Origin of the sequence: Curtobacterium sp. PhB170 (genome assembly GCF_003752345.1) — a bacterium.
GTDB lineage: Bacteria > Actinomycetota > Actinomycetes > Actinomycetales > Microbacteriaceae > Curtobacterium.
In genome coordinates, this window is the sequence record NZ_RJUM01000008.1 from 504,315 (window position 1) to 527,983 (window position 23,669).

Below are 23,669 nucleotides of genomic sequence, written 5' to 3' on the forward strand. Positions count from 1 at the left end.
CATGACCCTCGACACCTCGCTCGGCACGACCCCGGCCACCGGGTCGGACACGGCCGCGGGGACGTCCCCGGCGGGGAGCGGTACGCCGCTCCCCGCCGGACGGCGGTCCACGCGCCGCATCGCGGACTGGCGGAAGCGCGTCGAGATCGCGGTGCTCGCCGGCCCCGCGGTCATCGTCTTCGTCACCTTCGTGATCCTGCCCGTGGTGCTCGCCGCCTACTACGGGTTCTTCAAGTGGCAGGGTTACGGCCCGCCCACCGACTTCGTGGGGCTGCAGAACTACCTGATCATCTTCCAGGACAAGGCGTTCCACGCGGTCCTGATGCACAACGGCTTCATCGTCGTGCTGTCCCTCGTGCTGCAGGGGCCGATCGCCATCGTGCTCGCGCTGCTGCTCAACCAGAAGATGCACGGCCGCGGGCTCGTCCGCGTGCTCGTGTTCGTGCCGTACGTCATCTCCGAGGTGATCGTCGGCACCGGCTGGAGCCTGATGCTCCAGTCGAACGGCGCGGTGAACGACCTGCTCCAGGGCATGGGCCTCGGCGGGCTGCGGGCCGACTGGCTGTCCAACCCGGACATCGCCATCTGGACCCTGCTCGTGATCATCTCGTGGAAGTACATCGGCTTCGCGGTGATCCTGTTCCTGGCCGGCCTGCAGAGCATCCCCGAGGAGCTGTTCGAGGCCGCGGCCATCGACGGCGCCGGTTACTGGCAGATCCAGCGGCGGATCACCCTGCCGCTGCTCGGCCCCACCATCCGGATCTGGGCGTTCCTGTCGATCATCGGCTCACTGCAGCTGTTCGACCTCGTCTACATCATCTGGGGGCAGTACATCTCGTCGACCGCCGGCACCTCGACGATGGCGACGTACATGGTCGCCAACGGTCGCACGTCCGGCAACTTCGGCTTCGGCAGCGCCGTCGCCGTGGTGATGTTCGTGATCTCGCTCGCCGTCGCCCTGATCTACCAGCGCTTCGTGCTCCGCCGCGACACCGCGGGCGCACTCACCGAGAGGAAGAACTGATGGCCACCACGAGCATCGTCGCCCCCGGGCGGCGGGCCACGCGGGAGCGGCGGTCCAGCGCGGCCATCGGTCGCGCGAACCCGCTCACCTACCTGGTGGCGATCCTGTTCGTCGCCGCGAACCTCGCCCCGGTGCTGTACATCGTGCTGGGCGGCTTCCGGACCAACTCGCAGATCACCACGAGCCCGGCCGGGCTGCCAGCGCCGTTCGAGCTCGGCAACTACGGATCCGTGCTGTCCAGCGGGATCTTCTGGCAGCAGCTCGCGAACTCGACGATCAGCGCTGTGACCACCACCGCGGGCGTCGTCGTGCTCGGCCTGATGGTGAGCTTCGTGCTCGCCCGCTACCGGTTCGCCGGCCGCGGTGCGCTGTACGCGCTGTTCGCCGCCGGTCTGATGTTCCCGATCACCGTCGCCATCACGCCGCTGTACCTGCTCGTGAAGGACCTCGGTCTGACGAACAGCCTGGCCGGCGTGATCCTGCCGCAGATCGCCTTCGCCCTGCCGACGACGGTCATCATCCTGGTGCCGTTCCTACGGGCGATCCCGGACGAGCTCGAAGAGGCCGCGTCGATCGACGGCGCCAGCCGGCTCGGGTTCTTCTTCCGGATGGTCGTGCCGTTGTCGCTGCCGGGGGTCGTCACCGTCGGCATCCTGGCGTTCATCGCGAGCTGGAACAGCTACATCCTGCCGCTGTTCATCCTGAACAACGAGGGCAGCTACACGCTGCCGCTCGGCGTGCAGGCGTTCTCGTCGCAGTACTCGGTCGACACGGCCAAGGTGCTGGCGTTCACGTCGATGTCGATGATCCCGGCACTGGTGTTCTTCACCATCTTCCAGCGCCGCATCGTCGGCGGCCTGACCGGGGCGGTGAAGGGGTGACGACGACGGACGCGACCCGGGACACCGGACGCCAGCCGCGCCTCCAGGACGACCACGACGTACCCGACGCGACCGGACCCGACCGCGCCACCGCCCTGCTCGCCGCCATGACGCTCGACGAGAAGGCGGCGCAGCTCGTCGGCTACTGGCTCGACCAGACCGGCGTCGTCGCGCCCATGCAGGGTGAGATGGCGGCGGCCGCCGACGGCCGCACCCTGGCGGACATCACCCGCGACGGCATCGGCCAGTTCACCCGCGTGTACGGCACGCGACCGGTCGAACCCGACGACCGCGCGGCCTGGCTGTGGGCGGAACAGCGGCGTCTCAAGCGCGAGACCCGGCTCGGGATCCCCGCGCTCGTGCACGAGGAGTGCCTGACCGGGCTCGCCGCGTGGAAGGCCGCGACGTTCCCCACCCCGCTGGCGTGGGGTGCGGCCTTCGACCCGGAGCTGGTCGAGCAGGTCGGCGCCGCCATCGGTACGTCGATGCGGCAGCTCGGCGTGCACCAGGGCCTGGCACCGGTCCTCGACGTGATCCGCGACCCGCGATGGGGGCGGGTCGACGAGTGCATCGGCGAGGATCCGTACCTGGTCGGGACCGTGGGGACCGCCTACGTGCGCGGTCTGCAGTCGGCCGGCGTCGACGCGACGCTCAAGCACTTCCTCGGGTACTCGGCCTCGCAGGCGGGCCGGAACCACGCGCCCGTGCACGCCGGACCGCGCGAGGTCGCCGACGTGTACCTGCCGCCGTTCGTGATGGCCCTGCGCGACGGGGGCGCCCGGAGCGTCATGAACTCGTACGCCGAGATCGACGGCGTGCCCGTCGCGGCGAACGGTGAACTGCTGACCGGCCTGCTGCGTGACGAGCTCGGCTTCGACGGCACCGTCGTCGCGGACTACTTCTCGGTCGCGTTCCTCGAGGTCATGCACGGCATCGCCGCCGATCGTGGCGAAGCAGCGGCTCTGGCGCTCGAGGCGGGCATCGACGTCGAGCTGCCCACCGGGGACGCGTACCTCGCGCCGCTCGTCGAACGGGTCCGCTCGGGGCTGCTCGACGAGGCCCTGCTCGACCGCGCGGTCCTGCGGGTGCTGCGGCAGAAGGAGCGTCTGGGGCTGCTCGACCCGCAGGCGTTCGAGGACGAGCCGCCCACCGGCATCGAACTGGACACCCCGCGGCACCGATCGTTGGCGAAGCAGCTGGCGGCGCGGTCGCTGGTGCTGCTGTCGAACCACGATGTGGTCGCTGGCGCTGGCGCTGGCGCTGGCGCTGGCGCTGGCGTGCCGGCGGCCGCGCCCGTGCTGCCGCTGCGCGCCGGGGCGTCCGTGGCCGTCATCGGCCCCAACGCCGACCGCGCCGAGGCCCTGCAGGGCTGCTACTCCTTCGCCAACCACGTGCTCGCCTCGCACCCCGACCTGCCGCTCGGCTTCGCCATCCCGACCGTGCGCGAGGCGCTGGTCGACGCCCTCGGCGACGACGCCGTGCGCTTCGCCGCGGGCTGCGCCGTCACCGGCTCCGACCGTGCCGGGTTCGCGGACGCCGTCGCCGTTGCCGCCGCGTCCGACGTCGCGGTCGTCGTCGTCGGCGACCAGGCCGGCCTGTTCGGCCGCGGCACCGTCGGCGAAGGGAACGACACCGAGTCGCTCGACCTGCCGGGTGTGCAACGTGAGCTCGTCGAAGCGGTCGTCGCCACCGGCACACCGACCGTGGTGGTGCTGCTGACGGGTCGGCCGTACGCCATCGGGTGGGCGCTCGACGGCGCCGGTGTCGAAGCCGGCGCCGGCGTCGCCGCTGGCCCGGCCGGCGCGAGCCGAGTCGCTGCTGGCGCTCGCCGACCCGCGGCGGTCGTGCAGGCGTTCTTCCCCGGCGAGGAGGGCGGCACCGCCATCGCCGACCTGCTCACCGGCGCCGCGTCACCGTCCGGCCGCCTGCCCGTCTCGCTGCCCCGTGCCGCCGGTGCCCAGCCGTACACGTACCTGCACCCGCGGCTCGGGGCTCCCTCGGACGTCACCGCCGCCGACTCGACGCCGGTCCGCCCGTTCGGCTTCGGCCTCGGCTACACGACATTCGCGTACGAGGAGCTGACGGTCGACGCGTCGGTGCCTTCCGACGGGTGGTTCGACGCCTCGGTGACCGTCCGGAACACGGGCGCACACGCGGGCGAGGACGTCGTCCAGCTCTACGGCCACGACGTGCACGGCAGCGTCACCCGACCCGAGGTCCAGCTGCTCGGCTACGCGCGCGTCGCGCTCGCCGCGGGGGAGTCCACCCGGGTCCGCTTCCGCGTCCCCGTCCAGCGGTTCGCGTTCACCGACCGGCGCATGCGCCGGGTCGTCGAACCCGGGGACGTGCAGGTCTGGGTCGCCTCCCACGCGGCGGCGTCACGACCGGGAGGCCCGGTGCCGGCAGGCGGGATCGTCGCGTCCGGTGGTGGGCCGGTCCGACACCCCGTCCCCGGCTCCGCGACGGAGCGCGCGACGGTCGACGTGACGGGGCCGGTGCACGAGGTCACGCTGGACGACCCGCGGATGGTCGAGTGGACGGTGGCCTGAACCGGGGCTGCGCCGACGGGGCGGGCCGTGCGGACGGATCAGGACGCACGGCCCGCCCCGGCAGCGCTACCGCGAACCCTGCTGCAGGGTCTCGGGCAGTGGCGGCAGGGGGCGATCGCTGTCGGCGACCCGGGTCAGCCGTGCTGCCAGTGGTCGGAAGAGCGCCGACAGCAGCACCTTGTCCGCCACACCCCGGGCGGCGAGCCCGAGCCGGGTCTGCGGGTACGCGAAGTGCACGATGCCCTTCGGGATGCCCTGGATCTTGTCGACCAGGGGGCGCATCCACGTGTCGAAGGCGTCGAGCGCGCGGTCGAGGTCCTCGTCCGCCGTGACCGATGCCGCCAGCACGTACCCGCTCGTCAGGGCGAGCGAAGCGCCACCGCCACCCATCGGTGTCACGCACCAGGCCGCATCGCCGATCACGCACACGCGGCCGCGGTGCCAGCGCGGCATCCGGATCTGGGTCAGCTCGTCCAGGTAGACGTCGTCCGAGCCGTCGAACCCGTCGAGCACGCGCTCGGTCTGCCAGCCGGCGTCGGCGTAGCGGGTCCGCAGTGTCGCCAGGGCCTCCGACCGCGAGCGGCCGACCAGGTCGTCGCCGCCGGCGTAGGCCAGGATCGCCCGCGTCGTGCCGTACGGGTCCGGGCGCAGGTGGACCTGACGCCCGCCGACAGCGTTGTACCAGCGCCAGCGGTCGTCGTCGGACGGCGTGCGCGGGATCGTCCCGAAGACCATGGTCACCCCGAGGTCCCGCTCGTCGACCTCGCCCTCCGCGGCGAAGAGCCGGTCGCGGGTCCGGGAGCGGACGCCCTCGGCGATGACCACGAGGTCGGCGTCGAGCACCCGTCCGGCGTCGGTGGTCACGGTCGCCCGGCGTCCGCCGGCCTGGTCGTCGACGTCCTGGATCGTCTCGCCGTAGACGATGCTGACGCCGTCGGGCAGGTCGTCGAGGATCACCCGGGCGAAGTCGCCGCGCAGGACCTCGAGTTCTGCGGTGGCACCGTCCGGGCCGTCGGAGGGCAGCTCGGACCGGACCTTGCCGTCACGATCGACGATCACCGTCCCGGTCTCGGTCGTGTTGCGTGCGCGGACGGCGTCGACCAGGCCCATGCGCTCGAGCACCTCGCGAGCGACCCCGCGGACGTCGACGTTCTGCCCGCCGTCGCGGAAGGACGGCGCACGTTCGATCACCGTCACCTGCCACCCGACGTGGCGCAACCACCAGGCGGCGGACAGGCCTGCGATGCTGGCTCCGGAGATCACTGCGTGCTGTGAGGTCATGCTTTACAGTAAAGCAACTGCACAGTAAAGGAACCTGGATGCCCGACATCGACCCCCTCACCACGGTGTGGTCCGACGACGAGGTGGCCGTCATGCACGCGCTGCGCGACTGGGCCGTCACCTTCGACGAACTCCAGCGCCACCTGTCGTCGTGGATCGGTCTGCCCGGTTCCGACGCGAACGCCCTCGGGCAGATCGTGTGGGCGGACCAGGCCGGCGAGCCACTCTCCCCGGCGCAGTTGGCCCGGCGGATCGGCATGACGTCGGGCGCCACGTCGGTACTGCTCGACCGCCTCGAAGGGGCCGGGCACGTCACCCGGCACCGCGAGAGCGCCGACCGACGGCGGGTCACCCTGCGGCCGACCGAGTCCGCGCGAGCCGAGAGCGGGCGGTTCCTCGCGTTCTCCGGTGCCGAGATCGCCGCCACGGTGCGGGACACCGATCCTGAGGAGACGCGGGTCGTCCTGGCGTTCCTGCGACGCATGACCGACGCCGCCGCGTCGGCGAACGGTCGCCTGCAGGCACGCTGAGGGAACCGACGGGCGGCGTCGCCGCGCTCAGTGCTCCTTGACGAGCGCCTCGACGTTGTTGCCGTCGGGGTCGCTCACGAACGCCGTGTAGGCGCGGTACTCGGGCCAGTACCGAGGCTCGTGGCGCGAGAGCCCGCCGGACGCGACGGCCGCCCGGTGGAACGCATCGACCTCGGTGCGGCTCGACGCCTCGAACGCCAGGTGCAGACCACGGGTCACCGTCGCCGTCGTGGGTGCGGTCTCGAGCGAGACGCTCGGGGTGTCCTGGCCGGTGGTCCAGTACTCGGCGACGGATTCGGTGCGGTAGCCCGCCTCGACCCCCAGTGGCGCGAGTGCTGCCGTGTAGAACGCCTCGCTCGCGGCGAAGTCGCTGGCGAAGACCCCGAGGTGGTGGATGAGGCGACGACCGGGCACGGAAGGGACGGTACCCGGGTCAGCTCGTGGCGGAGGTCGCCGACAGGCTGCCGAGCAGGGTGAGGCGTTCTTCGGTGGGCGACCCGGCTGTCGCCGTGCAGGCGTACATGGTCCACCCGGGGCTGTCGGGCAGGTCGAACGCCTCGTACGTGAACTCGAGGTCGCCGACGTCGGGGTGGTGGATCCGCTTCGCGCCGGTGCGGTGGAACCGGACGTCGTGGGCAGCCCAGCGGGCCCGGAACTCGTCGGACCGGGTCACGAGCTCCCCGATGAGTCCGGTGAGGTCCTTGTCGTGCGGGTGTTGTCCGGCGGTCTGTCGGAGCGTCGCGACGATGCTGTTCGCACCCGCCACCCAGTCCGGGTAGAAGGCCCGGGCGGCAGGGTCGAGGAACGTGAAGCGTGCGTTGTTGCCCTGCGCGCCCGGGGCGTCGAGGACCGGTGCCAGGAGCGCCCGGCCGAGCGGGTTCGTCGCGACGATGTCCATCTGCCGGTTCCGCACCCACGTCGGTGTCCCCGTGACCGTGTCGAGGAAGCGTTGGAGACTCGGACGCACGACCGGTTCCGGCGTGGTGGTCCGCCGACGGATCGGGGCCGGAGCCGCGCCGCGGGCGAGGTCGTGCAGGTGCTCGGTCTCGGCGTCGTCCAGTTGCAGCGCACGGGCGATCGCCTCGAGGATCTCGGTCGACACCCCGGAGAGGTTCCCGCGCTCGATCTTGGCGTAGTAGTCGATACTCGTCCCCGCGAGCATCGCGACCTCCTCGCGACGGAGCCCGGGAACGCGCCGCCGACCGCCGCTGATGAGGCCGGCCTGCTCGGGCGTGATGCGAGCACGCCGGGTGCGGAGGAAGTCGCTGACCTCGGCCTGGTTGTCCATACTCCTCACCGTACGACGACGCGCTGTCATGAAGGAGTGACTGCTGGTACACGGAAGAGCCCGCCCTCCCACGCACGCCGCCGCGGGAGTCTCATGGAGTCATGGCCAACACGACTCCCACAGTGACCCTCAACACCGGTACGACCATGCCGCAGCTCGGCTTCGGCGTCTACCAGATCCCCGCCGACGAGACCGAGCGGGCCGTCACCGATGCGATCACGGCCGGCTACCGACTGATCGACACCGCCGCCTCGTACGGCAACGAGGAAGCCGTCGGCCGGGGCATCGCCGCCAGCGGTGTGCCCCGCGAGGAGCTGTTCATCACCTCGAAGCTGTGGATCCAGCGCCGCGGCGAGGACGGCGCCCGTGACGCGATCACCACGTCGTTGCAGAAGCTCGGCCTGGACTACCTCGACCTGTACCTGATCCACCAGCCGTTCGGTGACTACTACGGCGAGTGGCGTGCCCTCGAAGCGGCGCACCGAGACGGCCGGCTCCGCGCGATCGGCGTGTCCAACTTCGCCGCCGACCGACTCGTGGACCTCATCGCGTTCGCCGACGTCGTGCCCGCGGTGAACCAGATGGAGACGAACCCGTTCCACCAGCAGGCCGACTACCAGGAGCTGCTGCAGAAAGAGGGCGTGCAGCTCGAGGCGTGGGCGCCGTTCGCCGAGGGCAAGAACGATCTGTTCACCAACCCGGTCCTGTCCGAGATCGGTGCGGCGCACGGCAAGTCGGTCGCGCAGGTCGTGCTCCGGTGGCTCGTGCAGCGCGGCGTCGTGGTCGTGTCGAAGTCCGTCAAGCTCGAGCGCATGCAGCAGAACCTCGACGTCGTCGACTTCGAGCTCACCGACGAGCAGATGGCGACGATCGCCGAGCTCGAGGCCGGTGAGTCGCAGTTCTTCTCCCACGTCGACCCCGAGATGGTCCGCTGGCTCACCGGCCGCGCCGAAGCCTGATCTGCGTGCCCGGCCGGCCGCCCACCCGCCGCCAGGTGCTGCGGACCGCCACAGCGAGCACGCTCAGCGTCGCCGTGGGTGGGCTGTTGGCCGCGTGCACCACCGCGCCCACTCCGTCCACCACCCCGAGGAGCACCGTGTCCCCGACCGCGCGCGACGACCGCGTCCTGCTGGCGTACTTCTCCCGACCCGGCGAGAACTACTGGAACGGCGGTCGGCGCACCATCGATACGGGCAACACCGAGGTCCTCGCCGGTCTGATCGGTGACCGGATCGACTGCGACGTCGTCCGCATCGAGGCCGCCGACCCCTACTCCGACCGCTACGACGCCACCGTGGCGCGCAACAGCACGGAGCAGGACGACGACGCCCGTCCGGAGATCGCAAGCGAACTGCCCGATCTGCGCGCCTACGACACGGTGCTGCTCGGGAGCCCGATCTGGAACGTCCAGCCGCCGATGATCATGGCGACCTTCGTGGAGGCCGTCGACCTGTCCGGCAAGCGGCTGCTGCCGGTCGTCACGTACGCGGTGAGCGGTCTGGGCTCCACCGAGTCCTTCTACCGCGACCTCGACACCGGGGCGACGCTCGGCGAGGGGCTCGCAGTGCGCGGCGAAGACGTCCGCGAGCGCGCTGCCGGAGACGACGTCGACCGGTGGCTGCGGAACGTCGGGCTCACCTGACCGTCACGGGGCCGCAGCGATCGCTGCCCGGGCCGTGTCGATGACCCGCATCACGCCGACGACATCGTCGTGCGTGTGCACCGGCGACTCGATCCGCCCCTCGGCTGCGAAGGACGCGAGTGCGGTGGCCTGGTAGGCGAGCCCGTCATGCAGCACCTCGAGTCGCTGGTCCGTCCAGGTCGCGGACTCCGACGCCGCGAAGTTCCCACGAACCGCGGTGATCGACGAGGGCCCGAAGAACGGGCTGCCGACGTCGATGCGTCCCTCGGTGCCGACGACCGAGGCTCGCACGGGCAGCGCGGTCTCGAGCGACGTCGACAACATCGACCGGGCTCCGCCCGCGTACGAGAGCAGCAGGTCGGCGCGCACGTCGACGCCGCCCGGACCGCTCGCCCCTTCGACCAGCACGCGGTCCGGGGAGCCGAGCACCGAGGCGGCGAACGAGATCGGGTAGACGCCGGCGTCCAGCAGCGCGCCGCCGCCGAGCTCCGGCGCCCACAGGCGGTGCCCCGGGTCGTACGGCATCACGAACCCGAAGTCGGCGGTCACGAGCCGGACGGTGCCGATCGTGCCGTCGGTGAGCAGTCGCCGCATGATGTCCGACTGCGGCAGGTACCGCGTCCACATCGCCTCCATGACGAGCACACCGGCGGCCCGTCCCGCACCGGTGATCTCCTGCGCCTCGGCAGCGGACATCGCGATCGGCTTCTCGATCAGGACGTGCTTGCCGGCGGCGATCGCAGCGAGGGCCTGCTCGCGGTGCAGCGGGTGCGGGGTGGCGACGTAGACGACGTTGACCTCGGGGTCGGTCACGAGCGCCTCGACACTCGGCACGGTCCGGTCGATACCGTGCTCCTTCGCGAACCGTGCGGTCTTCGCAGCATCACGGGCGGTCACGGCGATCACCCGCTGCGGCGTGTGCCGGTGGATCGCGGTGACGAACTTGCCGGCGATGCCAGTGCCGATCACGCCCCACCGCAGGGCCGGAACGGCGTCGGGGTCGGGCAGCACCGGGGTGGGCAGCGTCAGGGTCATCGTCGTCCTCTCGCAGGGATTGGCTCGTGCCATCGCAGCCTACGCGTCCTTCGCACGTGCCAGACTGGCCGGGTGACGACGGGGACCGACGACCTGCCGGAGCGGCGCCCCACCGGCGGCCGCCTGCCGACGATGCGCGACGTCGCCGAGCACGTCGGGATGTCCCGGCAGCTCGTCTCGCTCGTGCTCCGCGGTGCGCCCGGACCCAGCGCGGAGTCCCGCGACCGGATCCTCGCGGCGGCGGCCGAGCTCGGCTACCGCCCGCACACCTCGGCCCGGCTGCTCCGCGAGGGCCGCACGCGGCTCATCGGCGCGGTCTTCAGCATGCGCAACCCGTTCCAGGTCCGGTTCGTCGAACGGCTCTTCGCCCGTGCCGCCGAGCAGGGCTTCGGCGTCGCCCTCGGCCCCGCCGGTGCCGAGCGCTCGACGGTCCAGGTGGTGGCCGACCTGCTCGGCGAACGCGTCGAGGCCCTCGTCGTGTTCAACCCCGACCCCGACGCGACCGCGCTCGAGGAGGCGAGTCGCCTCGTGCCGGTCGTGCTCCTCGGCGAGTGGACGGACGCCCCCTACGCCGACAACGTGCACGTGGACGAGACCGGTGGGCTCCGCGCCGCGGTCGAGCACCTGATCGGTCTCGGTCACCGCCGCATCGCCTACGTCGGTGGCGAGGACGGGCTGGTCGGCCTCGATCGTGCGACCGCGTACCGTGCCGCGATGCAGGGCGCCGGACTCGCAGCCGAGACCGACGTCGTCCCCAGCGGCTTCAGCGAAGAGGATGGCGCCGCGGCCGCCCGCACGCTCGTCGCCCGCGACACCCTGCCCACCGCCGTGGTCTGCTGCGGTGACCAGTGCGCCACCGGCCTGCTCGCCGTCTTCGCGCAGCACGGTGTCGACGTGCCGGGACGGGTGTCGGTGGTCGGCTTCGACGACAGCTACCTCGCGTCGCTCAGCTACCACCGCTTGACGTCGGTGCACCAGGACGTCGAGGCGACGGTCGACGCGGCGCTGGCTGCCGTCCTCGACCGGACCTCGGGGAACGGTGGGGAGCGACGTCGTGTCGCGACACCGACCGGGTTCGTGGTGCGCGCGTCGACGGGTCCTGCCGAGCGCTGAGCGTCGAGCGTTGACCCGGAACGACGTGGTGGACGTCGTGCGACGTCGACCATGTCGTTCCGGGTCGGGGTGGCTGCCGCTCAGCGCACGCTGCGGATCGGGATCACGACGAGTGCGCCGACGAGTGCCACGATGCCGGCGCCCCAGAGCAGCACCGGGTAGTTGTCACCAGCGCCGACCCCGAGCAGCAAGGCACCGAGTGCCGGCGCGAACGACTGCGGCAGGGAGTTCGCGATGTTCATGACGCCGAGGTCCTTGCCGGGCTTGTCCTTGTCGGGCAGGACGTCGACCACCAGGGCGTTGTCGACGGCCACGTAGATGCCGTAGGCGAAGCCCATGATCACCTCGGCGACGTAGAACACGGTGACGTCCTGCGCGTAGACGAGCACGACGAGGCCCACGCCGAAGAGCAGGGTCGAGCCGCCGACGAACACCTTGCGGCGCCGCAGCCGGTCGGACAGCCAGCCCGAGAACGCCGTGCCGATCATGAGTGCGATCGTGTAGAGGAGGACACCGAACGCCACTGCCGAGGTGGCGCGTTGCGCGGTCATGCCGAGGTGGTCCTGCATGTAGAACAGCCGGAACGTCGTGAACAGGAACGTGGCGAGGATGATCAGGAACCGCGACCACCACGCCAGTCCGTAGTCGCGGTGCGTGATCGGGTTCGTCCAGAAGGTCTGCACGATCGTGAGCCACGAGAACGGCTTCGGTCGGACCTCGGGGATGCGGTCGGGGGTGACGAACGCGTACACCAGCACGCAGAGCACGCCGAGGATGCCGGGCAAGATGAACAGCAGCGGCAGGTTCTCGACCAGCAGGACGGCGGCGTACGTGCCGGCGAGCACGGCCAGGTTCTGCGCCAGCCCGATCACGCTCGAGGCGCGGCCGCGTTGCAGCTCGGGCACGTTGTCCGCCCAGCTGGCCATCATGGCCGAGTAGGCGGCGTTCGACCCGAGCTGGCAGATGATCCACGCCACGGTGAGCATGCCGACGTTCGGCGAGTACGCCACCATGGCGAGTCCGCCGAGCAGCACCAGGATGCCGCCGAGTAGCCACGGGCGGCGGCGCCCCCACCGCGTCCGGGTTCGATCACTCAGGGCGCCGAACAGCGGGTTGCCGAAGATCGCGCCGAGCGATCCGAGCGGCAGCGCGACGGCGATCACCGAGGCGGGGTCGTCGGGGTTCAGCGCCTGGGCCTTCAGTTGCATGCTGACGTAGACCGGCGACAAGATCGCCGCGTAGATGCCGAACTGTGCCAGTCCGAGGGCGGTCAGGTACCAGTTGCTGACGTGGTTGGTCGGGGTGGCGGTGGTGAACGGGTGCGCCGGCAGCCTTGTCGACATCGACTCCTCCTCGGGTCGTGTGCACGTCGTCCGGTCGGAAACCCGGTCATCGGTGACGCGCGTTTGGCTCGTGCTAACCTGACGACGTCGGCGATGTTATCTCGTGCCAAGCGCAAATGCCACCGCCCGACGACGAACCACGGAACCGAGAGCACTGGAGCACGATGATCCCCACCGCCCTGCCCGAACCCGAGCTCTTCACGACGGCGTCCGGTGAGCCGTCCCTCGGCTGGGGGATCGTCGGCCCCGGCTGGATCGCCGGCGAGTTCGCCACCGCGGTGCGCGCTTCGACCGCCCAGCGCATCGTCGCCGTCGCGTCCCGGTCACTGCCCCGCGCATCCGCGTTCGCCGCCGAGCACGGGATCGAGGCAGCCGTGGAGGGTGTCGACGCCCTCGTCGCCCGGCCCGACGTCGACGTGGTCTACATCGCGACACCGCAGAGTGAGCACGCCGCGGTGGCCCTGGCAGCGATCGCCGCCGGCAAGCACGTGCTCATCGAGAAGCCCTTCACCGTCACGGCTGCCGAGGCCCGTACCGTCGCCGATGCCGCACGCGCCGCCGGGGTGCTCGCGATGGAGGGCATGTGGAGCCGCTACCTGCCGCAGGCCTCGGTGCTCCGGACCCTGCTGGCGGACGGTGCGCTCGGTGCGGTGCGCAGCGTGCTCGCCGACCACGGCCAGGCGATCCCGTTCGGCCCGGACCACCGGCTGTTCCGTCCGGAGCTCGGCGGGGGAGCGCTGCTCGACCTCGGCATCTACGCCGTGCAGTTCGCGTCGATGGTGCTCGGCACCCCGGACCGCGTCACGGCACGAGGCCGGATGACCGAGTCCGGCGTCGACGCCTCCGGCTCGCTCGTCCTCGAACACGGCGCCGCCCAGGCCGTCCTGCACACGACCATCGCCGCCCGCACGCCCACCACCGCGTCGATCGCCGGGACCGAGGGCACGATCGACTTCGCCGGACCGTTCTACAACCCGACGACCTTCACGATCTCGGCAGCAGCGCACGGTTCGCCCGTCCTGCACTGGCAGGACCCGACACCACTGCGGGGCTTCGCCGCCCTGGCCTGGGAAGCCACCGCCCTGGCACGCTTCGTCGGCGAGGGGCGGACGGAGTCCCCGCTGCACACCCTCGACGAGACGATCTCGATCCTCGAGACCGTCGACACCGCCCGCGCGCAGATCGCCGCGGGCTGAGCAGGAGACGACGATGTCCGACCTCATCACCACCCTCGAACAGCAGGAGCGCGACCTCGTGCTCGACGCCTTCACCCACGACGACGCCTGGGAGCTGGGCTCCCTGATCCGCGGCATCGCCCACGAGGCCGGCCACGCCGTCGGCATCGACATCCGGCGTCCCGGCCTCGGGCTGTTCCGCGCGGCGACCCCGGGCATCACCCCGGACCAGCACGTCTGGATCGATCGCAAGGCCGCGGTCGTGCTCCGGATGGAGCAGTCGAGTGCCCTCGTCGACGCCAGGCTGTCCGCCGCCGGGGTCGATCCCGCTGCGATCGGGTGGCTCGGCGCCGAGTACGCCGTGACCGGAGGGTCGTTCCCGATCCGGGTCCGCGGTGCCGGTGTGGTCGCGGCCGCGACGGCCTCCGGCCTGTCCTCGACGGAGGACCACGACCTCGTCGTCGCCGGGCTCCGTGCGTTCCTCGAGGGACGCCGGTGACCGCACTCCGCGTCGCCGTGATCGGGACGGGCATGATCGCGGACGCGCACGTCCGGGCGGCCCGTGACGCCGGCGCGGTCGTCGGCGGGGTGCTCGGCTCGTCGGCGTCGCGATCCCGGCAGGCCGCCGAACGGTGGGGCGTGCCGACCGGGTACGCGTCCGTCGACGAACTGGTCGCGGACCGGCCGGACGTCGTGCACGTCTGCACGCCGAACGACACCCACGTCGACTACGCCCTGGCCGCCACGGCGGCCGGGCTGCACACCGTCGTCGAGAAGCCGGTCGCGATGACGCTCTCGGAGGGCCGACGGCTCGCCGATGCCGTGCGCGCCGCCGGCACGGTGAGCACGGTCCCGTACGTGTACCGGTACCACCCGATGGTCCGGGAGCTCCGTGCCCGGGTCGCCGCGGGCACGCTCGGCCGGGTGCTGACCGTGCACGGCTCGTACCTGCAGGACTGGATGGTGTCGCCGGACGCCTCGACGTGGCGGGTCGACCCGGAGCGGGGCGGTCCGTCGCGGGCGTTCGCGGACATCGGGACGCACTGGACTGACCTGGCCGAGTTCATCACCGGAACGAGGTTCACGGAGTTGACCGCCCGGACGTCGATCGCCTACGCCGAGCGCCCCGACCCCACCTCCGCCGGCGCATCGTTCGGCGGACCCGGAACCGGAACCGGAACCGGAACCGGAACCGGAACCGGAACCGGCACCAGCGCCGAAACCGGCACCGGCACCGTCCCGGTCCGCACCGAGGACACCGCCGTCGTGACCTTCGCCACCGCCGACGGCACCCTGGCCAACACCGTCGTCTCGCAGGTCGCCGCCGGCCGGAAGAACCGCCTGTGGATCGAGGTCGACGGCTCGCAGGGGTCTGCCGTGTTCGACCAGGAGCACCCCGAGTCCGTGTGGTTCGGCGGCGAGCACGGCTCCACGACGGTGCACCGTGCCGAAGGATCCGTCTCCGCCGGCCAGGCGCGGCTCAACCGGACACCGGCCGGGCACCCGCAGGGCTGGACGGACGCCTTCGCGGCGTTCTGCGCCGACACCTACGCCGCGGTCCGTGGCGAGACACCCGAGGGACTCCCCACCGTCGAGGACGGTGTCCGCTCCCTCGAGGTCGTCGACGCCGTCCTGCGCGGAGCCGCGACCGGACGGTGGACGAGCACCAGCACGGAGGAACGATGAGCACCACCACCAACCCCGTCACCCTGTTCACCGGGCAGTGGGCCGACCTGCCCTTCGAGGAGGTCGCCCGCCTGGCCGCGGAGTGGGGCTACGACGGTCTCGAGATCGCAGCGTCCGGCGACCACCTCGACCTCGCCCGCGCGGACGAGGACGACGCCTACCTGCGGAGCCGGCTCGAGGTCCTCGACCGCCACGGCCTCGGGGTGTGGGCGATCTCGAACCACCTCGCAGGGCAAGCCGTCTGCGACGACCCGATCGACTTCCGCCACCGCGCGATCCTGCGCGACACCGTGTGGGGCGACGGTGACGGCGAGGGCGTCCGGCAGCGCGCCGCCGCCGACATGCAGCGTGCGGCCCGCGTGGCCCGGAAGATGGGTGTCGACACCGTCGTCGGGTTCACCGGATCGAGCATCTGGCAGTACGTCGCGATGTTCCCGCCCGTCGGGCAGGACGTCATCGACGCCGGCTACCAGGACTTCGCGGACCGGTGGAACCCGATCCTCGACGTGTTCGACGCCGAGGATGTCCGGTTCGCCCACGAGGTCCACCCGTCCGAGATCGCGTACGACCACTGGACGAGCGTGCGTGCCCTCGAGGCGATCGACCACCGCTCGGCCTTCGGGTTCAACTGGGACCCGTCGCACATGGCATGGCAGGGCATCGACACCGTCAGCTTCATCACCGACTTCGCGGACCGCATCCACCACGTCGACTGCAAGGACACCCGCATCCGTTCCGCGTCGGGCCGGCAGGGCATCCTCGGATCCCACCTGCCGTGGGGCGATCCACGCCGCGGATGGGACTTCGTCTCGACCGGGCACGGGGACATCCCCTGGCAGGACGCGTTCCGCGCACTCCGGCACATCGGCTACGCCGGCCCGATCTCCGTCGAGTGGGAGGACGCTGGCATGGACCGCCTGCACGGCGCCGCCGAGGCGGCCGCGTTCGTCCGCTCCCTGCTCTGGCCGCAGCCGCAGGCTGCGTTCGACGCCGCCTTCAGCAACCAGTAGCGGTGGTCGTCACCGCGTGACGGACGGGAGGCCCGGTTCCAGCTGGCACCGAGCCTCCCGGCTCTCAACCGGTCGCGTTCGCGGGCGTGAGGTTCCACGACTTGCCGCTCACGTTCCCCGGGGTTCCGCTTCCGGCCCCTGGGTGCCCCGAGATGCGAGGATTTCGGAACCTGGGGGCGCCCAGCGGACGCCCGCTCAGGCGGGCAGGGGGACGAAGTCGAACTCCTGGAACGATGCGACCTCGTCCGCCCAACGGGTGGCGACGAAGCGCCGGTGCGCGGGGTGTGCGTCGTACGCCGAGTAGGTGTCCTGGTCGGCGAACGCCATCGAGAACTGGAACCGGAAGTCGCTCTGTGTGGACACCTGGCGGGACACCGTGAAGTCCTGCACGCCGGGGATCGCCGGCAGAGTGTCGCGGGCGGTCTCGAGGAACGCTGCCTCGTGTGGGGAGCCGGCGGCGTGGACGAGCGTGAAGCAGACGGTGTGGACGATCATGCGGGGTCTCCGGTGGGGTAGTCGACGAAGGCGAAGGCGGACCCGTCGGGAGCCCACCCGTTGACGTTGAGGGTGCCCTGCCCGCCGTCGAGCTCGACGATGGTCTCGGCTGCCTGCCAGACCTCGGGTCCCCAGGCGCTGACGGATCCGTCACCGGTGACGAGGCGCAACCGCACGCGCTCGTCGGCCGGGTGCCCCTCGGTGCCGGGCGGGAACGACAGGTAGACGGCGGCGTCGTCGGTCGGGGCGGGGTGCGGGAACCAGTTGACGTGCTCGTCGACCGTGAGCTGCTCGATGCCGGTGCCGTCCGGTCGGACCCGGGCGATCTGCGCGTGCCCCGGTGTGGACTCGAACTGCTCGGTGTTGAACAGGATCCACGCGCCGTCCGGCGTCCACTCCGGGCCGTCGGCCGCGGAGGGGTCCGTCGTCACGGCGCGGTCCGAGCTGCCGTCGACGCCCATCACCCGGATCGTGCCCGAGGACCAGACGGCGTCACCGGACGGGTCGAGCCGGACGTAGGCGAGCTCGGAGCCGTCGGGGCTGACGCCGTGCAGGAAGTGCAGACCGCCGTCGTCCGCGGTGACCCGGGTCGCTGCGCCGCCGGCGAGCGGGGCGCTCCAGATGTGGAAGTCGTTCGCGCTGACGTGCACGGTGACGCCGTCGGGATCGAGCACGTGGTCGTTGTTCAGGGGCGGGACGCCCTCGATCGCGACGTGCTCCGGAGCTGCGGCACCGTCGGACGGCATCGCCCAGAGGACCCCGTCGCCGTTCAGCACGAGACGGCCGTCGGTGGTCCAGTTCGGCGCTTCGTAGAGCCGCTCGGCGGACTCGTGCACGGTCGTCACGCTGCGGTCGGCTCGGTGCCAGATCCGGATCCGGCAGGTCTGGCCCGGTGCGAGCACGCGACCCGGGGCTTCATCGTCGAGGGGCATGGCACACCTTCCGCAGTGAATGTTGGCTCGTGACAACCCTACCGGTTCAGGGAATCCGGATCGTGACCATGACTGGAGGCGGCGGTCGTCGCGCGGAACCCCCGGTCGAGGAACGCGATGATCCACTCGAAGCTCGCGTCGACGTCGGTGCGCATCTGGAACCCACCGGACGTCTCGATGGTCGCGAAGCCGTGCAGGACACTGCGCAGCAGGCGGAGCGCGTGCACCTCGTCGGCGGGGTCGAGTCCGTAGCCGCGCAGGGCCGCTGCGAACGAGGCGAGGGTGCGCTCCAGGGCGACGGCCAAGGGGTCGTCCGGCCCGGTGGGACGGATCCCGACCGTCGCCTCGTACCGACCCGGGTGCCGCTGCACGTACCGGCGGACGGTCTGCGCGGCCGCCTCGACGGCATCGCGCCCGGCGAGCCCCTGCATCGCGTCGCGCAGGTCGTCGCCGAGTTCGTTCGCGGCGAGGATCGCGATCCGGCGGGTCAGGTCGGTGAGTCCGTCGACGTGCTTGTACAGCGACGGCGACTTCACGCCGAGCCGTTCGGCGACGACGCTCATGCTCAGCCGTGCGAGCCCGATCTCGTCGGCCAGCCCCGCCGCGGCGGTGGTGACGGCGGCGGGGTCGAGTCCTGCCCTAGCCACGGTGGCCACCGACCGGCGCGAGCGTGCGGCCGAGGAAGGGGAGCACGAGCGCGAGGACCTCGGTCGGGGTCTCGGTGTGCGGGTAGTGGCCGGCACCGTCGATGACGGCCAGCTCGCCGAGCCCGTCGGGTAGATCGGCCAGGACCCGCTCGCCCTCGGCACGCGGGACGGCCCAGTCCGGGTCGGCGCTGCCCTCGATCACCAGGACGGGGCACCGCACGTCCGCCAGCCGTGCACCGGCGTCGGCGGGTGAGGTCTTCGTCATCGCGCGCAGCACCGCCATCCGCTCCGGCTGCTGCAGCGTCGACTCGATGCGGCCCAGTTCCTCGGTCCAGTCGGCCGGCTTCGTCGGCACGGCGAGGTCCAGGTAGGCCAGCCAGCCGGCCAGGCTCCCGGTCGTCATCACCTTGGCGAGCTGGAACGTGCCGGCACGGTGGCGGCGGTTCCGGAGCAGGCCGCCGAGGTCGAACGACTGCTTGCGCGTGAACGGCGCGAGCTCGACGATGCCGGTGACGACGTCGGGGGCATCGGCGGTGGCGATGGTGGCCGCCCCGCCGCTGATCGACTGCCCGACGATGACCGCGGGGCCGCCGAGGTGCCGGACGACGGCGACCAGGTCGCGGGCGATGTCGGCGCGCTGGTACGACGGCCATCCCGTGCTCGAGTCGCCGCACCCGCGGATGTCGACGTTCGCCACCCGGTAGCCGGCGGCGACGAGTTCGGGGACCAGGAACCGGTACGCGTGCCGGCTGTCGCCCATGCCGTGTGCGAGGACGACGAGCGGTCCGTCGCCGCTGACGTCGTACGCGATGGTGCCGTCGTCGGTGCGCAGGTGTTCGAGCATGACTGCCTCCATGGCTAAGTGTGTTAGCTAAAAGCTAAGACCATTAGCCGTCGCTGTCAAGCCCGCCATGGCAGTTGCGTCGTGCGGCGGCGGACGGGAGGCCCGTGGCGGGCCCGCACCGGGCCTCCCGTCCGCTCGTCGGTCGCCGTCAGTGCACCGTGTCCAGCGCGTCGGACAGGTCCAGGGACCAGACGGCGACCCCGGTCAGGCCGAGCCGCTCGGCGAGTGCCACGCGCTCGCGCAGCGACCGCGCGTCGGACCACCAGAGCACCTCGCCGCTGGGCAGGGTCGCCGTCCACTCGCCCGCTGTCGCGTTCCAGGTCGGGGTGACGCCGGCCTTCCGGACGCGACGACGGGCCTGGTCGTCGGACAGTTGCCCCGCCGGTCGCGGCCCCTTCCAGTGGTAGCCGTACCCGGCGACGCCGAGCACGATCTGGTCGGCGGGCGCGAGGGTGGCGAGCGCCCTGGCGGACTCCGCCGCCCAGGGCAACGACCCGACCGGCCCCGGTGCGTCCGGCTCCCACGGGCCGTGCTGGTCGTAGGCCATCAGTGTGAGGTGGTCCAGCGGAGCGCGGAGTGCCCGGACGTCGTACCCCATGCGCGCGTACCCGGCCGCGGTCGTCGACGCCGACAGGGCGATGTCGAGCCGGACGTCGTCGCCGACCGCCGCACGGAGCTCCCGCGCGAAGGCCGTCAAACCCGCCGTGTCGGCCGCGGTCAACGCCTCGAGGTCGATCATGACCGAGTCCCACCCGCCGGATCGCACGTCGGCCGCGAGCGCGCGGACGACGTGGGACCGGTTGGCGGGGGACCGGAGCATCCTCCGGGCGATCGGCTCGCTGAAGTCGCCGTCGGCGTAGTTGCTGACGAGCAGCTGCGCCTCGAGCCCGCGGGCGTGCGCCCGGTTGCGTTGTGTCCTCGCCTCGCGGGAGGGGGTGCTGACGCGCGTGCCGGTCCGGCTCAGCAGCAGCCCGTCGACGCCGACGACGTCCATCGCCGATGCGTCGGCGTCGATCAGTGCGGGGTCCGCTCCCTCCGGCTGGAAGCCCGTCACGTCGAACCAGGCGGGCGTGCTGGCGTCCGCGCCCGTGGAGCCGGCGCCCACGCCCGCGGGGCCGGCGCACCCGGACAGGACGAGGCCCGCGGTCAGGGCGACGGCGAAGCCTGCGGAACGCGGCCTGGTGATCACGCCCCGAGTGTGTCAGGCCGGAGCAGTCGCCGCGTCGACCGGTGTGCTGAACTGCTCGACCAGCGTCCGCTTCAGGACCTTGCCGCTCGGTCCGAGGGGCAGGGCGTCGACCACGTGCACGACCCGCGGGAACTTGTACGCCGCGATCTCGTCGGACACGAAGTGGACGAGCTCGTCCGGGCTGACGGTCGCACCGGCACGGAGCACCACGGCGGCCTCGATCTCCTGGCCGTGCAGCTCGTGCGGGACGCCGAAGACCGCCGCCATGGTGACGTCCGGGTGCGTCGCGAGCACCTCTTCGACCTGCCGCGGGTACACGTTGTAGCCGTTGCGGATGATCATGTCCTTCGTGCGGTCGACGATCGTCAGGTACCCGTCGTCGTCCTTGGTGCCGAGGTCGCCGGTGCGGAACCACCCGTCGACGATCGCCGCGTCGGTGTCCTCCGGCCGGTCCAGGTACCCGTTCATCAGGTTGTGCCCGCGGATGACGAGCTCGCCGATCTCGCCGTGCGGCAGCAGCACGATCGCGTCCGGCGTCGCCGGGTCGGCGATCTCGACGTCGACGCCCCACACCGGCGTCCCGATCGTTCCCGGTCGCGGTGCGCGACCGACGTGGTTGAAGGTGGCCACGGGTGACGTCTCGGTCAGTCCGTAGCCCTCGTGGATGGGCGCGTCGAACACGGACTGGAACCGCTCGAGGACGGCCAACGGCAACGACGCCCCGCCCGAGATCGCGTAGCGCAGGTCCGGTCTCGCGTCGTTGCGGGTCGCGGCGTCGAGCAGTGCCATGTACATCGTCGGCACCCCCATGAAGATCTCGCAGCCGTGTTCGACCATCGCCGACAGTGCTGCGTCGCCGTCGAACTTCGGGAGCATCACGATGGTGGCGCCGGCGCGGAACCCGGTGTTCATCGTGCAGGTCTGACCGAACGTGTGGAACAGCGGGAGCGCCCCGAGCAGGACGTCGCCGCGGTGCATGTCGAAGGTGCTCATCAGGTTCGTGTTGACCTGTTCGAGCAGGGCGAAGTGCGAGCCCTCTGCACCCTTCGGCTTGCCGGTGGTCCCGCTCGTGTACAGGATCGTCGCGGTGTCGAAGGGGTCGCGGGGGACGTACGTGTCGAGGGGTACGGCTGCCGCGGCCAGGGCCTCGAGGCGGTCCGGGCTCTCGTGGCCGTCGTGGCCGTCGTGGCCTTCGCGGTCGTCGTGGTCGGCCGGAGCGAGGACCGTGATGACGTCGACGCCGGCGAGCTCGGCACCGGCTGCGCCCTCGGCCAGCAGCGGGGAAGCGCAGACGAGCAGCATGGCGCCGCTGTCCTGCAGCAGGTACTCGATCTCGCGCCGCTTGAGCAGCGCGTGCACGGGGACGACGACGGCGCCGAGTGCGAGCGTGGCGTAGTAGACGCGGGCGAAGTCCGCGACGTTCGGCACGAGCATCGCCACGCGCGATCCCTCGGTGACCCCGCGGGCCCGGAGTGCTCCGGCGTAGGCGAGGGTCTCGGACCACAGCTCGGCGTAGGTGGTGCGGTGGTCACCGACGATCACGGCGACGTCGTCCGGGTACCGCGCGGCGGACTCGGCGAGGATCGCGGCGACCGAGGCGGTGGCCCGGGTCGGTCTGGGGGTGCCGTGGTGAGCGGCGGTGGTGGGCTCGGTGCGCGTCATTCCGGTCTCCGTCTTCGGTGACGAGTGGTTCCCCGGATCATACGTCCGGCCGCCGGTCAGAACGTCGTGCGCTCCTCGAACACCGACATGATCATGGCCGCTCCGAGTCGCGCGCTCCGGGCCGGCTTCGCCGACCCCTGCACGGCTGACTCCACCCGGGCGCCCTCGACCAGCAGCGACATGGTCTCGGCGATGTGCGCCGGCATGTCCGCACGGGTGCAGAGCAACGTGAGGTGGCTCGCGACGTCGCGGAAGTGCTCGGCTGCGAGCGCGGCGATCTCCGGGTCCTGCCGTCCGAGCTCGGCGTGTCCGTTGATGAACGCGCAGCCGCGCCACCCCTCGTCCGCGAAGCACTCCTCGAGGTAGCTGAAGATGCCGAGGATCTCGTCGCGGGGATCCGCCGAGGTGGTGGCGATGTGGTCCAGGGCCCGACGCCACGCGCCGTGCCAGCGTCGCAGGACCGCCACCACGAGCGCCTGCTTGGACGGGTAGGCCGCCGTCAGCTCCTCCACGCTCATGCCTGCGTGCGCGGCGATGTCCTCGAAGCGCACCGGGATCACGCCGTGCGCCGTGAAGAGGTCGTCGGCGGCCTTGGATGCGGTGCGCTGCGCGGTCGTCTCGACGGCCGGGGGCGTGAGTGTGAGGAGCGTCATGGGGAAGTGTGGATCACCCTATCGATCGGTGGACGGACGGCGGGGTGTCAGGATGCGAAGAAGTCCGCGTAGCTCGGGTCGGCGTGGCCCATGTGCGCACTGAGGCGGGCCTGGACGATCTCGTCGAGGTCGGCGGGCGGGGTCAAGCCCCGTCGGCGCCACTCGACCGGGTTGCTGCGGAGCTGCTCGAGCGTGCTCTGGTCAAGCATCGTGGCGTTCCTGTTCTGCGAAGAGTGCGGTCATGTCGATGGCCTGGGTGCGGACGTCCTCGACCGCGGATCCCTCGCGGATCACGCGGAGAGTCCGAACACGGCGGCGGCGGACGCGAGGACACTCACCGAGACGATGCCGGTGCTCACCGCGGCGATCTGCAGCGTGCGCTGTCGCTGGGCGTCCCGCAGTTCGCTGAAGCCGCCGCGGTGGCGGTTGCGTCGGCCGGACACCGACGTCGCTTCGAAGGCGTGCTTGGGTGCGCTGATCGGGTGGACCGGAGTTGCGGTCACGGCGGTCATGTCGTCCTCGTGTTCTCCTGAGCGGCCCGTTGCCGCTGGATGACACGACCGTACGAGCAGCGGGGTCGTCGGTGCGCGCCAGGACCGGAGACTCGACGGATCGCGGATGTCGGGAGCGGCCCGGCGGTCGAAATCCGGACATCGTCCCGTCGCCACGAGCATCCGGTCCACGCGCCGA

General features: G+C 71.6%; 25 protein-coding genes. 11 read left to right on the forward strand and 14 right to left on the reverse strand.

What is annotated here, in order from left to right; all coding sequences use genetic code 11:
* Position 1: 1 nt before the first annotated feature.
* The 3 genes from EDF40_RS02910 (at position 2) to EDF40_RS02920 (ending at position 4,454) form a co-directional block, all read left to right on the forward strand.
* Positions 2–1,024: a carbohydrate ABC transporter permease gene (locus EDF40_RS02910; RefSeq protein WP_111084878.1), complete on the forward strand. Its 1,023-nt coding sequence runs from the start codon at positions 2–4 to the stop codon at positions 1,022–1,024.
* Complete coding sequence (locus EDF40_RS02915; RefSeq protein ID WP_123313217.1) at positions 1,024–1,905, forward strand: carbohydrate ABC transporter permease; 882 nt, start codon at positions 1,024–1,026, stop codon at positions 1,903–1,905. The genes EDF40_RS02910 and EDF40_RS02915 overlap by 1 nt, the downstream gene beginning before the upstream one ends.
* A 95-nt stretch (positions 1,906–2,000) precedes the next feature.
* Positions 2,001–4,454, forward strand: coding sequence for a beta-glucosidase (locus tag EDF40_RS02920; RefSeq protein WP_395861800.1), 2,454 nt, complete (start codon positions 2,001–2,003; stop codon positions 4,452–4,454).
* A gap of 66 nt (positions 4,455–4,520) precedes the next feature.
* On the opposite strand, the gene EDF40_RS02925 is transcribed toward EDF40_RS02920, so the two are convergent.
* Complete coding sequence (locus EDF40_RS02925; protein ID WP_123340593.1) at positions 4,521–5,735, reverse strand: FAD-dependent monooxygenase; 1,215 nt, start codon at positions 5,733–5,735, stop codon at positions 4,521–4,523.
* A 38-nt stretch (positions 5,736–5,773) separates the two neighbouring features.
* Between EDF40_RS02925 and EDF40_RS02930 the strand changes: the two genes are divergently transcribed.
* On the forward strand, positions 5,774–6,265 hold the full coding sequence (locus EDF40_RS02930) for a MarR family winged helix-turn-helix transcriptional regulator (protein ID WP_123340594.1): 492 nt from the start codon (positions 5,774–5,776) through the stop codon (positions 6,263–6,265).
* Positions 6,266–6,292: 27 nt separating this feature from the next.
* Here EDF40_RS02930 and EDF40_RS02935 read toward each other — a convergent pair whose 3' ends face one another.
* Both EDF40_RS02935 and EDF40_RS02940 read right to left on the reverse strand, forming a co-directional pair.
* Entirely contained in the window at positions 6,293–6,679 is a 387-nt protein-coding gene (locus EDF40_RS02935) for a VOC family protein (RefSeq protein WP_123340595.1), read from the reverse strand.
* Positions 6,680–6,698: 19 nt separating this feature from the next.
* Positions 6,699–7,553: a helix-turn-helix transcriptional regulator gene (locus tag EDF40_RS02940; RefSeq protein WP_123340596.1), complete on the reverse strand. Its 855-nt coding sequence runs from the start codon at positions 7,551–7,553 to the stop codon at positions 6,699–6,701.
* Between the two features lie 101 nt (positions 7,554–7,654).
* On the opposite strand from EDF40_RS02940, the gene EDF40_RS02945 reads away from it, so the two are divergent.
* Together EDF40_RS02945 and EDF40_RS02950 are read left to right on the forward strand one after the other, a co-directional pair.
* Positions 7,655–8,512 carry an aldo/keto reductase gene (locus tag EDF40_RS02945; RefSeq protein ID WP_123340597.1) on the forward strand — a complete coding sequence of 286 codons (858 nt, stop codon included), beginning with the start codon at positions 7,655–7,657 and terminating at the stop codon, positions 8,510–8,512.
* 137 nt (positions 8,513–8,649) lie between these two features.
* The gene (locus EDF40_RS02950; RefSeq protein ID WP_243648959.1) at positions 8,650–9,195 is read left to right on the forward strand and encodes a flavodoxin; all 546 of its coding nucleotides are present in this window, start codon (positions 8,650–8,652) and stop codon (positions 9,193–9,195) included.
* A 3-nt stretch (positions 9,196–9,198) separates the two neighbouring features.
* On the opposite strand, the gene EDF40_RS02955 is transcribed toward EDF40_RS02950, so the two are convergent.
* Positions 9,199–10,230, reverse strand: coding sequence for a Gfo/Idh/MocA family protein (locus EDF40_RS02955; RefSeq protein ID WP_123340599.1), 1,032 nt, complete (start codon positions 10,228–10,230; stop codon positions 9,199–9,201).
* 72 nt (positions 10,231–10,302) lie between these two features.
* Between EDF40_RS02955 and EDF40_RS02960 the strand changes: the two genes are divergently transcribed.
* A complete protein-coding gene (locus EDF40_RS02960; RefSeq protein WP_221180491.1) occupies positions 10,303–11,343 on the forward strand; it encodes a LacI family DNA-binding transcriptional regulator in 1,041 nt (346 codons plus the stop codon).
* An 80-nt stretch (positions 11,344–11,423) separates the two neighbouring features.
* On the opposite strand, the gene EDF40_RS02965 is transcribed toward EDF40_RS02960, so the two are convergent.
* Entirely contained in the window at positions 11,424–12,686 is a 1,263-nt protein-coding gene (locus EDF40_RS02965; protein WP_123340600.1) for an MFS transporter, read from the reverse strand.
* 164 nt (positions 12,687–12,850) lie between these two features.
* On the opposite strand from EDF40_RS02965, the gene EDF40_RS02970 reads away from it, so the two are divergent.
* The 4 genes from EDF40_RS02970 to EDF40_RS02985 are packed head-to-tail and all read left to right on the forward strand — an operon-like array spanning position 12,851 to position 16,557.
* Complete coding sequence (locus tag EDF40_RS02970) at positions 12,851–13,882, forward strand: Gfo/Idh/MocA family protein (protein WP_123340781.1); 1,032 nt, start codon at positions 12,851–12,853, stop codon at positions 13,880–13,882.
* A gap of 13 nt (positions 13,883–13,895) precedes the next feature.
* A complete protein-coding gene (locus EDF40_RS02975; protein ID WP_123340601.1) occupies positions 13,896–14,360 on the forward strand; it encodes a heme-degrading domain-containing protein in 465 nt (154 codons plus the stop codon).
* Positions 14,357–15,547: a Gfo/Idh/MocA family protein gene (locus EDF40_RS02980; protein WP_123340602.1), complete on the forward strand. Its 1,191-nt coding sequence runs from the start codon at positions 14,357–14,359 to the stop codon at positions 15,545–15,547. The genes EDF40_RS02975 and EDF40_RS02980 overlap by 4 nt, the downstream gene beginning before the upstream one ends.
* Positions 15,544–16,557 (forward strand): sugar phosphate isomerase/epimerase, encoded by a 1,014-nt coding sequence (locus EDF40_RS02985; RefSeq protein WP_123340603.1) that lies wholly within the window; start codon positions 15,544–15,546, stop codon positions 16,555–16,557. Before EDF40_RS02980 ends, EDF40_RS02985 begins: the two co-directional genes overlap by 4 nt.
* Positions 16,558–16,752: 195 nt before the next feature.
* Here EDF40_RS02985 and EDF40_RS02990 read toward each other — a convergent pair whose 3' ends face one another.
* From EDF40_RS02990 to EDF40_RS03025, 9 genes are all read right to left on the reverse strand, one after another.
* The gene (locus EDF40_RS02990) at positions 16,753–17,052 is read right to left on the reverse strand and encodes a Dabb family protein (protein ID WP_123340604.1); all 300 of its coding nucleotides are present in this window, start codon (positions 17,050–17,052) and stop codon (positions 16,753–16,755) included.
* Positions 17,049–17,984 (reverse strand): hypothetical protein, encoded by a 936-nt coding sequence (locus EDF40_RS02995; RefSeq protein WP_123340605.1) that lies wholly within the window; start codon positions 17,982–17,984, stop codon positions 17,049–17,051. Before EDF40_RS02995 ends, EDF40_RS02990 begins: the two co-directional genes overlap by 4 nt.
* A 38-nt stretch (positions 17,985–18,022) precedes the next feature.
* Positions 18,023–18,631 (reverse strand): TetR/AcrR family transcriptional regulator, encoded by a 609-nt coding sequence (locus EDF40_RS03000; protein WP_123340782.1) that lies wholly within the window; start codon positions 18,629–18,631, stop codon positions 18,023–18,025.
* Complete coding sequence (locus tag EDF40_RS03005) at positions 18,624–19,487, reverse strand: alpha/beta fold hydrolase (protein ID WP_260236170.1); 864 nt, start codon at positions 19,485–19,487, stop codon at positions 18,624–18,626. The genes EDF40_RS03000 and EDF40_RS03005 overlap by 8 nt, the downstream gene beginning before the upstream one ends.
* 136 nt (positions 19,488–19,623) lie before the next feature.
* Entirely contained in the window at positions 19,624–20,664 is a 1,041-nt protein-coding gene (locus EDF40_RS03010; protein ID WP_123340607.1) for a glycosyl hydrolase family 18 protein, read from the reverse strand.
* Between the two features lie 12 nt (positions 20,665–20,676).
* Positions 20,677–22,326: a long-chain fatty acid--CoA ligase gene (locus EDF40_RS03015; protein WP_123340608.1), complete on the reverse strand. Its 1,650-nt coding sequence runs from the start codon at positions 22,324–22,326 to the stop codon at positions 20,677–20,679.
* 56 nt (positions 22,327–22,382) lie between these two features.
* Entirely contained in the window at positions 22,383–22,979 is a 597-nt protein-coding gene (locus tag EDF40_RS03020; RefSeq protein ID WP_123340609.1) for a TetR/AcrR family transcriptional regulator, read from the reverse strand.
* Between the two features lie 47 nt (positions 22,980–23,026).
* A complete protein-coding gene (locus EDF40_RS19100) occupies positions 23,027–23,188 on the reverse strand; it encodes a hypothetical protein (protein WP_159573320.1) in 162 nt (53 codons plus the stop codon).
* 81 nt (positions 23,189–23,269) lie between these two features.
* Positions 23,270–23,491 (reverse strand): hypothetical protein, encoded by a 222-nt coding sequence (locus tag EDF40_RS03025; protein WP_123340610.1) that lies wholly within the window; start codon positions 23,489–23,491, stop codon positions 23,270–23,272.
* Between the last annotated feature and the right edge of the window lie 178 nt (positions 23,492–23,669).

Coding starts and splice junctions, on each gene's coding strand:
- EDF40_RS02910 (WP_111084878.1), top strand. CDS start 2: ATGACCCTCGACACCTCGCTCGGCACGACCCCGGCCACCGGGTCGGAC.
- EDF40_RS02915 (WP_123313217.1), top strand. CDS start 1,024: ATGGCCACCACGAGCATCGTCGCCCCCGGGCGGCGGGCCACGCGGGAG.
- EDF40_RS02925 (WP_123340593.1), bottom strand. CDS start 5,735: ATGACCTCACAGCACGCAGTGATCTCCGGAGCCAGCATCGCAGGCCTG.
- EDF40_RS02930 (WP_123340594.1), top strand. CDS start 5,774: ATGCCCGACATCGACCCCCTCACCACGGTGTGGTCCGACGACGAGGTG.
- EDF40_RS02940 (WP_123340596.1), bottom strand. CDS start 7,553: ATGGACAACCAGGCCGAGGTCAGCGACTTCCTCCGCACCCGGCGTGCT.
- EDF40_RS02945 (WP_123340597.1), top strand. CDS start 7,655: ATGGCCAACACGACTCCCACAGTGACCCTCAACACCGGTACGACCATG.
- EDF40_RS02955 (WP_123340599.1), bottom strand. CDS start 10,230: ATGACCCTGACGCTGCCCACCCCGGTGCTGCCCGACCCCGACGCCGTT.
- EDF40_RS02965 (WP_123340600.1), bottom strand. CDS start 12,686: ATGTCGACAAGGCTGCCGGCGCACCCGTTCACCACCGCCACCCCGACC.
- EDF40_RS02970 (WP_123340781.1), top strand. CDS start 12,851: ATGATCCCCACCGCCCTGCCCGAACCCGAGCTCTTCACGACGGCGTCC.
- EDF40_RS02975 (WP_123340601.1), top strand. CDS start 13,896: ATGTCCGACCTCATCACCACCCTCGAACAGCAGGAGCGCGACCTCGTG.
- EDF40_RS02985 (WP_123340603.1), top strand. CDS start 15,544: ATGAGCACCACCACCAACCCCGTCACCCTGTTCACCGGGCAGTGGGCC.
- EDF40_RS02990 (WP_123340604.1), bottom strand. CDS start 17,052: ATGATCGTCCACACCGTCTGCTTCACGCTCGTCCACGCCGCCGGCTCC.
- EDF40_RS02995 (WP_123340605.1), bottom strand. CDS start 17,984: ATGCCCCTCGACGATGAAGCCCCGGGTCGCGTGCTCGCACCGGGCCAG.
- EDF40_RS03005 (WP_260236170.1), bottom strand. CDS start 19,487: ATGGAGGCAGTCATGCTCGAACACCTGCGCACCGACGACGGCACCATC.
- EDF40_RS03015 (WP_123340608.1), bottom strand. CDS start 22,326: ATGACGCGCACCGAGCCCACCACCGCCGCTCACCACGGCACCCCCAGA.
- EDF40_RS03020 (WP_123340609.1), bottom strand. CDS start 22,979: ATGACGCTCCTCACACTCACGCCCCCGGCCGTCGAGACGACCGCGCAG.
- EDF40_RS19100 (WP_159573320.1), bottom strand. CDS start 23,188: ATGCTTGACCAGAGCACGCTCGAGCAGCTCCGCAGCAACCCGGTCGAG.
- EDF40_RS03025 (WP_123340610.1), bottom strand. CDS start 23,491: ATGACCGCCGTGACCGCAACTCCGGTCCACCCGATCAGCGCACCCAAG.